Source organism: Allobosea sp. P4_H5 (assembly GCF_056400825.1).
In genome coordinates, this window is record NZ_JBFUKM010000002.1 from 400,369 (window position 1) to 412,574 (window position 12,206).

The window sequence follows — 12,206 nt, forward strand, 5'->3', positions numbered from 1 at the left end:
GCCGGACAGGCGCGGCTGCGCCTAAAACTGCCGAGGAACGGACCGCGCAATGAACAAGATCGAGCCGACCGTCGCCACGTCGACCGTCGAGACCATCGCCGTGCCGCCGGCGCCCAGCATGGCCGAGATCGCTGCAGCGCGGACGACCGAGGCGAAGCCGGCCGAGTCGCTCGCGCCGAGCGATCCGCGCAAGCTCGACCAGCTCTCGCGGATCGAGGACAAGACGGCCCGGATCGAAGAGAAGTTCGCACGCTACGAGGCGGTGCTGACCCGCGCCGAGGCCTCGCTGGAGCGCAGCGCCCAGAAGGTCGATCTCGCCGCCGGCACCATGGACTTCGCCGGCTTGCGCGAGGAGCTCTCGGCCCTGCGCCAGCGCGTCAATTCGACCCCGCGCTTCGGTGCGCTGCTGCTCACCGGCATCGTCACGGCGGTTCTGACCGTCATCCTGACGGTGATCGTGCTGAAGAGCGGCGTTCCCGGCGTGCTGCCGCCGATCCTGCCGCGATGAGCTTCCGCCCGGCCGCCGATCTCGCGGACGGGCGCAGTGTCCGCTGGCGGGCGCTGGAAGGCGACGGGCTTGAACATCTGACATTGCGCGCGCAGGCGGATGGCTTTCGGGCTGATGCCGCGCTGGTCGGTGAGTGCGAGGGGCGGCGCTTCGGCGCAAGCTATCGGATCGACTGCGACGCCGATTTCACGGTGCGTTGCTTCGAGATCGCGACGACCGATGGTCGTGGTCTCGCGATGACGCGCCGAGATGGCGCCTGGCATGACGGCGAGCGTGGCCATCTGCCGGCCTTCGACGCCTGCGTCGATATCGATTTATCCGGCACACCCTTCACCAACACCCTGCCGATCCGCCGCTGCTCGTGGCAGCCGGGCCAGCAGCGTCGCATCGCCATGCTCTTCGTGCCGTTCGACAGCTTCGAGCCGTTCGTCACCGAGCAGATCTACACGTGCCTTGCGCCGAGGCTCTTCCGGTTCGAGACGGCCGATGGCAGTTTCACCGCCGAGCTGCCGGTCGACGAGGACGGCCTCGTCATGGATTATCCCTGTCTGTTTCAACGTCTGTAAGAGAGCGCCCTCCATGCCTGCTTTCCGCACCCTCGACGACGCCGATCTCGCCGGCAAGCGTGTCCTCGTCCGCGTCGATCTCAACGTGCCGATGGAGGAGGGCAGGGTCACCGACACCACCCGGATCGACCGCATCCTGCCGACGATCCGCGAGATCGCGCAGAAGGGCGGCAAGGTCATCCTGCTGGCGCATTTCGGTCGGCCGAAGGGGCGCGACGAGAAGAACAGCCTGCGGCAGGTCGTGCCGGCGCTGGCGCATGCGCTCGGCCAGCCCGTGATCTTCGTCGGCGACTGCATCGGCCAGGAGGCGCCGAAGGCGATCGCCGCAGCCAAGAACGGCGAGATTCTGCTGCTGGAGAACACCCGCTTCCACGCCGGCGACGAAAAGAACGATCCCGAGTTCGTCAAGGCGCTCGCCGCCAATGGCGATCTCTATGTCAACGACGCCTTCTCGGCCGCCCATCGCGCCCATGCCTCGACCGAGGGGCTGGCGCATCTGCTGCCGGCCTATGCCGGGCGCACCATGCAGGCCGAGCTGGAGGCGCTCTCGGCCGGTCTCGACAACCCGGCCCGGCCGGTGATGGCGATCGTCGGCGGCGCCAAGGTCTCGACCAAGCTCGAATTGCTGGGGAACCTCGTGCAGAAGGTCGATGTGCTCGTCATCGGCGGCGGCATGGCCAACACCTTCCTCGCCGCGCGCGGCGTCAATGTCGGCAAGTCGCTGTGCGAGCACGATCTCGCCGGCACCGCCCGCGAGATCGAAGCGAAGGCCAAGGCGGCCGGCTGCGAGATCATTCTGCCGGTCGATGCGCTGGTCGCCCGCGAGTTCAAGGCCCATCCGGGCCATCGCGTCGTTTCGATCGGCGAGGTCGGGGCGGACGAGATGATCCTCGATGCCGGGCCGCTCAGCATCGCCGAGGTCGTGCTCAAGCTCAACACCGTGAAGACCGTGGTCTGGAACGGACCGTTCGGCGCCTTCGAGCTGCCGCCCTTCGACACGGCGACGGTCGCCGTGGCCAAAGCGGTGGCGGAGCGCGTCCGCGACGGCAGGCTCGTCGCGGTCGCCGGTGGCGGCGACACGGTCGCGGCGATGAACCATGCGGAAGTCGCCGAGGACCTCACTTACGTCTCGACCGCCGGTGGCGCCTTCCTCGAATGGATGGAAGGCAAGGCGCTGCCGGGCGTCGAGGCGTTGCGGAAGAGCTGAGCGAGAGGAGCGTGTCGGGGTGCTGAAAGCACCCGGGCGCTGATCGCATTCACTTTTTGGCCGGTTTCGCTTTGCGTCCGCCACAGTTCGATTCTAAACCCTCCGGATAAAGCAGAGCCCAACCGGAGGATCATCGTGGCCCGCATCACGCTTCGCCAATTGCTCGACCATGCCGCCGAGAACGACTACGGCGTTCCGGCCTTCAACATCAACAACATGGAGCAGGCGCTCGCGATCATGGCCGCGGCGGACGCGACGGACGCGCCGGTGATCGTCCAGGCCTCGCGCGGGGCGCGCTCCTACGCCAACGACATCATGCTCAAGCACATGATGGACGCGGTCACCGAGATCTATCCGCACATCCCGGTCTGCGTGCATCTTGATCACGGCAACGAGCCGGCGACCTGTATGACTGCGATCCAGGCCGGCTTCACCTCGGTGATGATGGACGGCTCGCTCAAGGCCGACGGCAAGACTCCGGGAGACTGGGACTACAATGTCGGCGTGACCAAGCAGGTCACCGAGATGTCGCATCTCGGCGGCATTTCCGTCGAAGGCGAGCTCGGCGTGCTCGGTTCGCTCGAGAGCGGCGAGGGCGAGAAGGAGGACGGCCACGGCTTCGAGGGCAAGCTCTCCCACGACCAGCTCCTGACCAACCCCGACGAAGCCGTGAAGTTCGTCGCCGAGACCAAGGTCGATGCGCTCGCCATCGCCATGGGCACCTCGCACGGCGCCTATAAGTTCACGCGCAAGCCCGACGGGGCGATCCTCGCCATGCATGTCATCGAGGAGATCCACAAGAAGCTGCCGAACATGCACCTCGTCATGCACGGTTCCTCCTCGGTGCCGCAGGACCTGCAGGACGTCATCAACCAGTACGGCGGCAAGATGCCCCAGACCTGGGGCGTGCCGGTCGAGGAGATTCAGCGTGGCATCAAGCATGGCGTGCGCAAGATCAACATCGACACCGACAACCGGATGGCGATGACCGGCCAGATCCGCAAGATCCTGTCCGAGCACCCCGGCGAGTTCGACCCGCGCAAGTACCTCAAGCCGGCGATGGAGGCGATGACCGCGCTCTGCAAGAAGCGGCTGGAGGAGTTCAACACCGCCGGCCAGGCCTCGAAGATCAAGCGCGTGATCACGCTGGCCGACATGGCCAAGCGCTATGCCAAGGGCGAGCTCGACCCGACCTTCGGCGCCAAGAAGGCGGCGTGACGATCCCATAGGCCGATACTCCGGCTTTCACAGAACAAGGACGCCCGGCTCAGGCCGGGCGTTTCTCGTTTTGGATCAAAAGGAGCCGGACAGGCCGGTACGGCGCGTTCCGCTCAGGCGACGCGGTTCTGCCTGCTCAGATTCTCGAAGGCTTCGGTCAGGCTCCCGGCCCGCTGCGCCAGCGTCTGGGCGAGGCCGAGCATCTCGGCGACGCCGGTTCCGGCCGCCTGGGCAGAGTCGTTGACGCTGGCGATCGCCTGCGCGACCTCTTGCGTGCCCTGCGAGGCGAAGCTGATGCTGCGCGCGATCTCCTGGGTCGCCGCCCGCTGCTCGTCGACGGAGCTCGCGATCGTCAGTGTCGTCTGGTCCATGTCGCCGACGAAGCCGACGATGCTCTCGATCGCCTCGACGGCTTCCTGCGTCGCGGCCTGCATGGCCGGCACCTGGGCCGCGATCTCGTCGGTCGCCCTGGCGGTGCGTGCGGAGAGCTGCTTCACCTCCTGGGCGACGACCGCAAAGCCGCGCCCGGCCTCGCCGGCGCGGGCTGCCTCGATGGTCGCGTTGAGTGCCAGCAGATTGGTCTGGGCGGCGATATCGCGGATCAGGTCGACGATCGAGCCGATCGTCTGCGCCGACTGCGCCAGGCCCTTGACGATCGCTTCCGTTCGCAGTGCCGCATTGCTGGCATGGTGAGCCTTGGTCGTGGCGCTGGCGACCTCCCCGGAAATCGCGCTGAGGGAGATCGAGAGCTCTTCGGTGGCGCTGGCGACGCTGCCGACATTGTCGGAGGCCTCATCCGAAGCCCGGGCGGCCGCGACGGCCTGCACGCCGGTCTCCCTGACGAGCCCGTTCATCGTATGGGCCATGTCCTCGACGATGCGGGCGCTGCCGGTCACGGCGCCGACGACCTCCCGGATCGTGACCTCGAAGGCCGAGATCTCGCGCCGGGTAATCTCGCGGCTCTCGCGCTGAACATGGGCATAGGTCTCGAGCAGCAGTTCGAGGTCGAGCTGCACAGCCTTGTTCAAGGCGGCGCGCAGGGCGATGCGCCGGTTGTATTCCTTGGCCTGCCAGACATGGCTGAGCTTGGCGAGGCCGTCGCGCAGCAGGCCGAGCTCGGCGCCGATTGCGTTGCCGACGATCGCATGGCAGATCGCGACGGCATGGGCGGGAACGCCATTGTCGTTGAAGATGCTGGCGAGCGCGCGCGCCGATTGCAGATAGCCGTCCTCGAACTCGCCCGAGACCAGCCTGATCCAGTGCGCGAGCCGCAGCTCATGCACGTCCGGGCGCTGCATGGCGCTCAGGATCTCGGGCCAGGCCTCGAAATGCGGGTGCAGCTCCGGCAACAGGGTCGGCAGACGCCGACGCGCGAATTCCGCCTGCTGCCGCAGCTGGCCGATATCGGTGGCGTCGATCCGGAAGGTCCGCAGGCGCGCCGTATGCTCGACGATGGCGTTGGTCATGCGCGCTGTGTTCGATTCCATTTGAGGCCCGACAGGGACATTGCGGACAGTTCGCCAACAAACGCTTAAGCATGGGGCCAAGAGCGGATAGGCTGGAAAGACTGCGGCTGCGCTTGCCTCGCGCCGAGCCGGCTGAGTATAAGCCGGCCGGCGCATTACAGCGGAGATCAGGGCGTATGGCCGGCCATTCACAGTTCAAGAACATCATGCACCGCAAGGGCAAGCAGGACGCGGTGCGCTCCAAGCTGTTCTCGAAGCTGGCCCGTGAAATCACCGTCGCCGCCAAATTGGGCATGCCCGACCCGAACATGAATCCGCGCCTGCGCATGGCCGTGCTGGCGGCGCGGGCCGAGAACATGCCGAAGGACAATATCGAGCGCGCCATCAAGAAGGCGCTCGGTGGCGAGGGCGATAACTATGACGAGGTCCGCTACGAGGGCTATGGACCCGGCGGCACCGCCGTGATCGTCGAAGCGCTGACCGACAACCGCAACCGCACGGCCTCGGCGGTGCGCTCCTATTTCACCAAGTCCGGCGGAGCGATGGGAGAGAGCAATTCGGTCTCCTTCATGTTCAACCGCGTCGGCGAGATCAGCTATGCGCCGGAGGCGGGCGACGCCGACAAGGTGATGGAAGCCGCGATCGAGGCCGGCGCCGACGATGTGATCTCCGACGAGAACGGCCACACCATCCTGTGCGCCTTCGACGCTCTGAACGAGGTCTCCAAGGCTCTCGAAGCTTCGCTCGGCGCGCCGGCTTCGGCCAAGCCGGTCTGGCGGCCGACGACCACGGCGCCGCTCGACGAGGAGAAGGCGGCCTCGATGATGAAGCTGATGGAAGCTCTCGACAATGACGACGACGTCCAGAACGTCTTCGCCAATTTCGAGATCGCCGACGACATCATGGCCAAGCTCGGCGGCTGAGGCCGTTCTGCCTGCGTGCTCGGGGCAAGCCCGAGCATGACGGCCTTGCTACCGCCCGATCAGCCCGTCCCAGATCGGCAGGCTGACGAGTGCGCTCAGGAATATCGTCAGATAGGCGATGCGGCGGAAGGTCTGCTCGGAGGCGATGCCGAAGGCATGCGTGCCGAGCCAGAGGCCGATGCCGTAGATCGCAAAGAGCGGCAGTGCCATCAGCGCCGAGGTGAGGGTGATGATCCCCTTCAGCGCCAGGATCGCCCCGCTGACGAAGGTGCTGAGTCCGATATAGGTCTGGAGGTTGGCGCGGGTCTTGTGCCGGTCGTTGCGCTGGGCGCCGAGCCAGAACACGGCAAGCGGCATGCCGCCGATGCTGGCGAGGCCATTGCACAGGCCCGACGCCGCGCCGACCCCGAGCGAGAGCGGGAGGCCGGGCTTGCCGTGATAGCGCCAGCCCGAGGCCATCAGGCCCACCGCCGCCAGCACGAGCAGCGCCAGGATCCAGCGCATGGTCTGCTGGTCGAGCCAGGTCAGCAGGGCGATGCCGACGGGCAGGGTCAGCGTCGCGGCGATCAGCAGCGGGATCACCTCGCCCCACTCCGCGCGCTTGGCCGCCCTGAATCCGATCGGTAGGGCAAAGGGCATGTCGATCACCCAGATCAGCCCGAGCGCCGCGACGGGGCCGAGCACGAGCGAGGCGAGCGGCATGAACACCATGGCGAAGCCGAAGCCGGTGAAGCCGCGCACCAGCCCGCCGAGAAACGTCGCGACGAGGAGGATGGCGATGCCCTGGAGCGTGACACCGGGAAAGAGCAGGGGAAGGAGATCGGTCATCACGCCGCCGGAGAAGGATTTTCTTTCCTTCACGCAAGCTGTGAAACGATCAACCCCTGTTGCAGTGATGGCAGCGATGAGCGCCGTTCATCGGTGGCCTGGACTGCGTCTCCGTCTTTCGCTCTGCTCCCCGGCTGGACGGGCTCTTGCGCGGGGGCGCGGATGGGCAGCGCGGCGGCGGCAATACCTTACGAAATTTTAATGGGGCCCATCATCTTGCGTTCATCTTGGCGGTCCTAGCGTCCTCTCGCCGCGTGACCTCCCGGAATGTCCCGCCAGGCCGACGCAGCGCCCACCCGGCCCCATAGGGGATGACGCTCATGACACGCACCAGATTCGCGCTTGCCGCCGGCCTTCTTGCGCTCAGCGGCGGTTTCATGTTGCAGACATCGTCGCCGGCGCTCGCGCTGACGATGAAGGAGTGCAGCACCAAGTATAATGCCGCCAAGACCGGCAACACGCTCGGCGGCCAGTCCTGGAATGATTTCCGCAAGGCGCAATGCGGCGATGCCGCTGCCCCGGCTGCCCCCGCTGCCACGACCGCCCCTGCCAAGCTGGTTGCCAGCGCCCCGGCCAAACCTGCGGCCGCTGCGCCCGCCGCGGCCGGCAATGCCATGTTCCCGAGCAAGGTCGATCCGAAATACTCGACCCTCTCGGCTGGCAAGCAGCGCTTCAAGACCTGCAACGACCAGTACAATGCCAACAAGGCCAATGGCGGCAATGGCGACCTGAAATGGATCCAGAAGGGCGGCGGCTATTACAGCCAGTGCAACACCCGGCTGAAGGGCGCCTGAGCGCCAATTTCGATCCGTACCGCAAAAAGGGGGGCCGGGCTTCAGCCCTGTCTCGCATCAACCAGCTGGGTGCACCGAGGCCCGATCGGGCATAGCGTTCGCGGATGTCCGATCCGATTCGCATTCTCGGTCTTGATCCCGGTCTCAGGAAGACCGGCTGGGGCCTCATCATCAGCGAGGGGACGAAGCTCTCCTTCGTCGCCTGCGGCGTGGTCGAGAGCGACGAGAAGCAGCCGCTGGCCGATCGTCTCAAGCAATTGCACGAAGGCATTGCCGAAGTGATCGCGCGGCATCAGCCGCAGGAGGTCGCGGTCGAGGAGACCTTCGTCAACCGCGATCCGCAATCGGCCTTGAAGCTGGGTCAGGCGCGCGGCATCGCGCTGGTCGTGCCGGCGCTGGCCGGGCTCGATGTGGCGGAATACGCCGCCAATCTGGTGAAGAAGACCGTGGTCGGTGTCGGCCATGCCGACAAGAAGCAGGTACAGGCGATGATCCGCGTGCTGCTGCCCAGGGCCGAGACGCGCAGCGCAGACGCGGCGGACGCTCTTGCCGTCGCCATCTGCCATGCCCAGCACCGTGGCGCCCGGGCGCTGCTGGCGCAGTATCAGCTGCGGAAGGCGTAGAGCTCGGCGTCGGGGTCGCCCTTGCCCGTGAGGCCGGCGCGGACGATCTCGGCGCCGACGCGGCTATAGGTGATGCCGTTGCCGCCGAAGCCCATCACCGTCCAGCAGTTCTTGAGACCCGGCATCTGACCGATGGTCGGCAGCCCGGTGGTCGAGGCGCCGAATGTGCCGGTCCAGCTGTAATCCGCCTCGGTCGATACCTCAGGCAGGAGCTTGCCGAGCTTGCGCTGCAGGGCCGCGACTTTCTGTCCGAGCAGTGCATCGCGCCGGTCTTCGTCGACGAAATCCTCGTCCTCGCCGCCGCAGATGATGCGGCCGTCCCGGGTCGTGCGAAGATAGAGATAGGGGTCGGACGCCTCCCAGATGAAGCAGCATCGCGGCCAGAGGCTGCCTTTCTGCGGCGCGGTGGCGAGCGCCCAGGTCGAGAGCACGCCGTGCCCTTTCGGCATCTCGCCGAACGGCAGTTCGTAGCCGGTGCAGAAGACGAGGTGGCGGCAGCGGATGCGGTGGCCGTCCTTGGTGCGCAGGCTGACCGAGCGCGGGCTGGCGTCGAGATCAACGATCTCGACAGGCCAGGCGAGGCGGGCACCGCGGGCGACCGCGGCGCGGAGGAACCCGGTGGCGAGCACGACCGGATCGGCTTCCAGGTTGTCGTAGCCCAGCAAGGCCGCATCGCGATCGATCCCGAAGTCCTCCTTCAGCGCGGCGGCATCGAGCAGGGCCGTTTCCAGCCCGGCGCGGCGGCGCGCCTCATGCTCGCGACCGAGCCCTTCGGCATCCAGCACGTCGCCGGCCAGGTAGAGCGAGTCGCGACGGATGACGGGCGCGATCGACAGCGCCCTGATCCGCGCCCCGAGCCCGTCGACGGCGAGGCGCGAGCGGCGCCAGGCGCGGATGGCCGCTTCATGGCCGATCTGGCGCATCAATTTGATCAGGGGCTGGTCGACCTCGAATTGCAGCAGGGCGGTGCTCGCAGGCGTCGAGCCACGCACGGGGCCGCGGCGGTCGACGACCAGGACGCTGAAGCCCGCTTCGCTCAGCATGTCGGCCTGCATCGCGCCGGAGATGCCGGCGCCGATGATCACGACGTCGCTCTCGGTATCCTCGGTGATGCCCTGCTTGGGAAAGCGCGGCGGCCGCTTTCCCTGCCAGACGGAGCGGCCGGTCCGCAAATCCCTTGCTTTCGTCAGCACGTTCCAGAGCCCTCCATGTCGCGGTGGAGAACGCGCGGCCGCCCTGATTGATCCGGTCTGGCGGCCGGCTGCCGCCGTGCTAACAGGAGGCATGATCGGAAAGCTCAAGGGCATCATCGATTCGTATGGCGAGGACCATGTCATCGTCGACGTGCAGGGCGTCGGCTATGTCGTGCAGTGCTCCTCGCGCACGCTGCAGCGCTTGCCCAAGATCGGCGAGGCGGCGGCCCTCTCGATCGAGACCCATGTCCGCGAGGACGCGATCCGGCTCTACGGCTTCATGTCGGATAACGAGCGCGACTGGTTCCGGCTGATGCAGATGGTGCAGGGCGTCGGCGCCAAGGTCGCGCTCGCCATCCTCTCGACGCTCGAGCCCGGTGCGCTCGCAACCGCGATCGCAACCAACGACAAGGCTGCGGTGGCGCGCGCGCCCGGCGTCGGCCCCAAGCTCGCCCAGCGCATCTGCGCTGAGCTCAAGGACAAGGCGCCGGCCTTCGGCCATGTCGACCCGGCGCTGGCGCAGCTCTCCGGCGCGCTCGAGGACAAGCGGCTGCCGCAGCCGGTGGCGGATGCCGTCTCGGCCCTCACCAATCTCGGCTACCCTCAGGCGCAGGCCGTTGCGGCGGTCGCGGCCGCCTCGCGTGAGGCAGGGGAGGGCGCCGGCACGGCGCAGCTGATCCGGCTCGGTCTCAAGGAGTTGGCGAAATGAGCAAGGGACCGACGGTGATCTTCCGCGAGATCGCCGACAAGTCGACCTTCCTCGCGCTGATGATGCGGCATTGGGGCTCGCATCGTATGATGATCGGCTCGAAGCTCTATGATTGCGCCGAACTGCCCCTGATCGGCATGTTCACAGCCGAGGGCGACCTGCTGGCGGTGGCGAGCTGGGCCCGTGACGGCGATATCGCGGTGCTGTGTGCGCTGCACTCGCTCAAGGAAGGGGAGGGTGCGGCCTCGCGCATGCTGGAGGCGGTGAAGGCAGCGGCCAAGGCGGCCGGCGCGCGCAAGCTCAGGGCGATGCTGACCAATGACAACATGCCGGCCCTGATCTTCTACCAGAAGCATGGCTTCCGCTTCTCGGGCCTCTATATCGAGGCGATCGACGCCTATCGCGCAATGGTTCCGACGATCATCAAGACCGGCTACCAGGACATTCCGGTGCATGACGCGCTGGAGCTGGAGATCGAGTTGTGAGCGAGCCGAAGCGTCCCGGCCTGATGACGGCGGACAAGCGCGACGACGACAGCGAGGCCTCGCTGCGGCCGCTATCGCTCGCCGACTTCACCGGGCAGGCGGCGGCGCGGGCGAACCTGCAGGTCTTCATCAACGCTGCTCGCACGCGCGGCGATGCGCTTGACCATGTCCTGTTCGTCGGTCCGCCCGGCCTCGGCAAGACGACGCTGGCGCAGATCGTGGCCCGCGAGCTCGGCGTCAGTTTCCGCTCGACCTCGGGGCCGGTGATCGCCAAGGCCGGAGACCTTGCGGCGCAGCTGACCAATCTCGAAGAGCGCGACGTGCTCTTCATCGACGAGATCCACCGCCTCAACCCGGCGGTGGAGGAGATCCTCTACCCGGCGATGGAGGACTACCAGCTCGACCTGATCATCGGCGAGGGGCCGGCGGCGCGCTCGGTCAAGATCGACCTGCCGAAGTTCACGCTGGTCGGCGCCACCACCCGCGCCGGCCTTTTGACGACGCCGCTGCGCGATCGCTTCGGTATCCCGATCCGGCTGCAGTTCTACACGGTCGAGGAATTGCAAGGCATCGTCGCGCGCGGCGCGCGGGTGCTTGGCGTCCCGATGTCCGATGACGGGGCGAACGAGATCGCCCGTCGTGCGCGCGGCACACCACGTATTGCTGGCCGGCTGCTGCGGCGCGTGCGCGATTTCGCCATCGTCGACGGCGATGCGATTGTCACTCGCAAGGTCGCCGACAAGGCGCTCGGCCTGCTCGATGTCGATGCGATCGGCCTCGACCAGATGGACCGGCGCTATCTCACCACCGTCGCGATCAACTTCGGCGGCGGCCCGGTCGGGATTGAGACCATCGCCGCCTCGCTCTCCGAGCCGCGCGATGCGATCGAGGAGATCATCGAGCCCTTCCTGCTGCAGCAGGGCTTCATCCAGCGCACGCCGCGTGGGCGCCTGCTGACGCCGCACGCCTTCCGGCATCTCGGCATGCCCGAGCCGAACCGGGAGGGTGCGCAGTTCGGCCTCTTCGGGGACGGGGACGAGGACTGAGGCCGCTCGATAGCGTTGTCCCGCATTTGAATGATGGGGCGCTCGTAATGTCGTGTTGTAATCGAGTTCGATCAGGCGGTGCCGGGAGAGACGATATGCGATCTGCGCTGATGGCCACCGGCCTGGTGCTGGTTTCCGTGACGGGCTTTGCCGCCGAGCCCACGCCCGACGCCACCGTGCGCAAGGCCTATGCGGTCACGCAGAAGACCCTGGACGGCGGCGGCGAGCCGCCCTGGCGGCCGCCTCATCGCGATGCGCTGATGAGCAAGAGCCTGGCGGCACTGTTCGCCCGCGACGATCGCTATCAGGACGAGAGCGGCGATATCGGCCATATCGGTGCCGATCCGTTCATCCAGGGGCAGGACGGCGAGGTGAAGAGCCTCAAGGTCTCGGTCACGCAGGCTCCTGCCGGCGGCAAGGCCCTGGTTACGGCGAGCTTCCGCAGCTTCGGCAAGGCCATGTCCGTGCCGTTCCGCATGGTCGAGGAAGGCGGAGGCTGGCGCATCGACGATATCGGAACGGGCAAGAACTCGGTCCGCCGCGAGCTGGCGCAGCCCTATGATTGCGGCTCGTTCATGGGCAAGCCCTGCAAGCGCTGAGCGGCGCGAGGCTGCCATGAGGTTGTCCCGTCGGCGCGCGA

Annotated in this window: 14 protein-coding genes; 11 read left to right on the top strand and 3 right to left on the bottom strand. The window is 67.0% G+C overall.

The features are described 5' to 3' along the window. The first annotated feature begins 49 nt into the window (after positions 1–49). The 4 genes from AC1DS0_RS05890 to fba all read left to right on the top strand — a co-directional run bounded on the left by AC1DS0_RS05890 (position 50) and on the right by fba (position 3,499). A complete protein-coding gene (locus AC1DS0_RS05890) occupies positions 50–508 on the top strand; it encodes a hypothetical protein (protein ID WP_476813443.1) in 459 nt (152 codons plus the stop codon). Then, on the top strand, positions 505–1,074 hold the full coding sequence (locus AC1DS0_RS05895) for a putative glycolipid-binding domain-containing protein (protein ID WP_476813444.1): 570 nt from the start codon (positions 505–507) through the stop codon (positions 1,072–1,074). The genes AC1DS0_RS05890 and AC1DS0_RS05895 overlap by 4 nt, the downstream gene beginning before the upstream one ends. A 13-nt stretch (positions 1,075–1,087) precedes the next feature. After that, positions 1,088–2,281: a phosphoglycerate kinase gene (locus AC1DS0_RS05900; RefSeq protein ID WP_476813445.1), complete on the top strand. Its 1,194-nt coding sequence runs from the start codon at positions 1,088–1,090 to the stop codon at positions 2,279–2,281. Between the two features lie 135 nt (positions 2,282–2,416). Continuing rightward, positions 2,417–3,499, top strand: a complete 1,083-nt coding sequence (fba, locus tag AC1DS0_RS05905; protein WP_476813446.1) for a class II fructose-bisphosphate aldolase — start codon at positions 2,417–2,419, stop codon at positions 3,497–3,499. Between the two features lie 113 nt (positions 3,500–3,612). Here the strand turns inward: fba and AC1DS0_RS05910 are convergent, their stop codons facing one another. Beyond that, entirely contained in the window at positions 3,613–4,965 is a 1,353-nt protein-coding gene (locus AC1DS0_RS05910; RefSeq protein ID WP_476813447.1) for a methyl-accepting chemotaxis protein, read from the bottom strand. A gap of 176 nt (positions 4,966–5,141) precedes the next feature. On the opposite strand from AC1DS0_RS05910, the gene AC1DS0_RS05915 reads away from it, so the two are divergent. Next, entirely contained in the window at positions 5,142–5,888 is a 747-nt protein-coding gene (locus AC1DS0_RS05915) for a YebC/PmpR family DNA-binding transcriptional regulator (protein WP_152012225.1), read from the top strand. A gap of 48 nt (positions 5,889–5,936) precedes the next feature. Here AC1DS0_RS05915 and AC1DS0_RS05920 read toward each other — a convergent pair whose 3' ends face one another. Next, on the bottom strand, positions 5,937–6,716 hold the full coding sequence (locus AC1DS0_RS05920; protein ID WP_476813448.1) for a sulfite exporter TauE/SafE family protein: 780 nt from the start codon (positions 6,714–6,716) through the stop codon (positions 5,937–5,939). A 311-nt stretch (positions 6,717–7,027) separates the two neighbouring features. Here AC1DS0_RS05920 and AC1DS0_RS05925 point away from each other — a divergent pair, with 311 nt between their 5' ends. After that, positions 7,028–7,510: a hypothetical protein gene (locus tag AC1DS0_RS05925; RefSeq protein WP_476813449.1), complete on the top strand. Its 483-nt coding sequence runs from the start codon at positions 7,028–7,030 to the stop codon at positions 7,508–7,510. A 104-nt stretch (positions 7,511–7,614) separates the two neighbouring features. After that, entirely contained in the window at positions 7,615–8,133 is a 519-nt protein-coding gene (ruvC, locus tag AC1DS0_RS05930; RefSeq protein ID WP_476813450.1) for a crossover junction endodeoxyribonuclease RuvC, read from the top strand. Here ruvC and AC1DS0_RS05935 read toward each other — a convergent pair. Further along, a complete protein-coding gene (locus AC1DS0_RS05935) occupies positions 8,115–9,326 on the bottom strand; it encodes an NAD(P)/FAD-dependent oxidoreductase (RefSeq protein WP_476813451.1) in 1,212 nt (403 codons plus the stop codon). The two genes, ruvC and AC1DS0_RS05935, sit on opposite strands and share 19 nt — an antisense overlap. Before the next feature lie 91 nt (positions 9,327–9,417). Here AC1DS0_RS05935 and ruvA point away from each other — a divergent pair, with 91 nt between their 5' ends. From ruvA to AC1DS0_RS05955, 4 genes are all read left to right on the top strand, one after another. Then, positions 9,418–10,035 (top strand): Holliday junction branch migration protein RuvA, encoded by a 618-nt coding sequence (ruvA, locus tag AC1DS0_RS05940; RefSeq protein WP_476813452.1) that lies wholly within the window; start codon positions 9,418–9,420, stop codon positions 10,033–10,035. Then, on the top strand, positions 10,032–10,520 hold the full coding sequence (locus AC1DS0_RS05945) for a GNAT family N-acetyltransferase (RefSeq protein WP_476813453.1): 489 nt from the start codon (positions 10,032–10,034) through the stop codon (positions 10,518–10,520). The genes ruvA and AC1DS0_RS05945 overlap by 4 nt, the downstream gene beginning before the upstream one ends. A 23-nt stretch (positions 10,521–10,543) precedes the next feature. Continuing rightward, entirely contained in the window at positions 10,544–11,566 is a 1,023-nt protein-coding gene (ruvB, locus tag AC1DS0_RS05950; RefSeq protein WP_152012487.1) for a Holliday junction branch migration DNA helicase RuvB, read from the top strand. Between the two features lie 95 nt (positions 11,567–11,661). Further along, a complete protein-coding gene (locus tag AC1DS0_RS05955; protein ID WP_476813454.1) occupies positions 11,662–12,165 on the top strand; it encodes a DUF3828 domain-containing protein in 504 nt (167 codons plus the stop codon). Positions 12,166–12,206 lie beyond the last annotated feature (41 nt).

Excerpts from the sequence above, each read along its gene's own strand:
- AC1DS0_RS05955 (WP_476813454.1), top strand. The coding sequence starts at position 11,662 with ATGCGATCTGCGCTGATGGCCACCGGCCTGGTGCTGGTTTCCGTGACG.
- AC1DS0_RS05910 (WP_476813447.1), bottom strand. The coding sequence starts at position 4,965 with ATGACCAACGCCATCGTCGAGCATACGGCGCGCCTGCGGACCTTCCGG.
- ruvC (WP_476813450.1), top strand. The coding sequence starts at position 7,615 with ATGTCCGATCCGATTCGCATTCTCGGTCTTGATCCCGGTCTCAGGAAG.
- AC1DS0_RS05895 (WP_476813444.1), top strand. The coding sequence starts at position 505 with ATGAGCTTCCGCCCGGCCGCCGATCTCGCGGACGGGCGCAGTGTCCGC.
- AC1DS0_RS05890 (WP_476813443.1), top strand. The coding sequence starts at position 50 with ATGAACAAGATCGAGCCGACCGTCGCCACGTCGACCGTCGAGACCATC.
- ruvA (WP_476813452.1), top strand. The coding sequence starts at position 9,418 with ATGATCGGAAAGCTCAAGGGCATCATCGATTCGTATGGCGAGGACCAT.
- AC1DS0_RS05915 (WP_152012225.1), top strand. The coding sequence starts at position 5,142 with ATGGCCGGCCATTCACAGTTCAAGAACATCATGCACCGCAAGGGCAAG.
- AC1DS0_RS05920 (WP_476813448.1), bottom strand. The coding sequence starts at position 6,716 with ATGACCGATCTCCTTCCCCTGCTCTTTCCCGGTGTCACGCTCCAGGGC.
- AC1DS0_RS05900 (WP_476813445.1), top strand. The coding sequence starts at position 1,088 with ATGCCTGCTTTCCGCACCCTCGACGACGCCGATCTCGCCGGCAAGCGT.
- AC1DS0_RS05945 (WP_476813453.1), top strand. The coding sequence starts at position 10,032 with ATGAGCAAGGGACCGACGGTGATCTTCCGCGAGATCGCCGACAAGTCG.
- ruvB (WP_152012487.1), top strand. The coding sequence starts at position 10,544 with ATGACGGCGGACAAGCGCGACGACGACAGCGAGGCCTCGCTGCGGCCG.
- AC1DS0_RS05925 (WP_476813449.1), top strand. The coding sequence starts at position 7,028 with ATGACGCTCATGACACGCACCAGATTCGCGCTTGCCGCCGGCCTTCTT.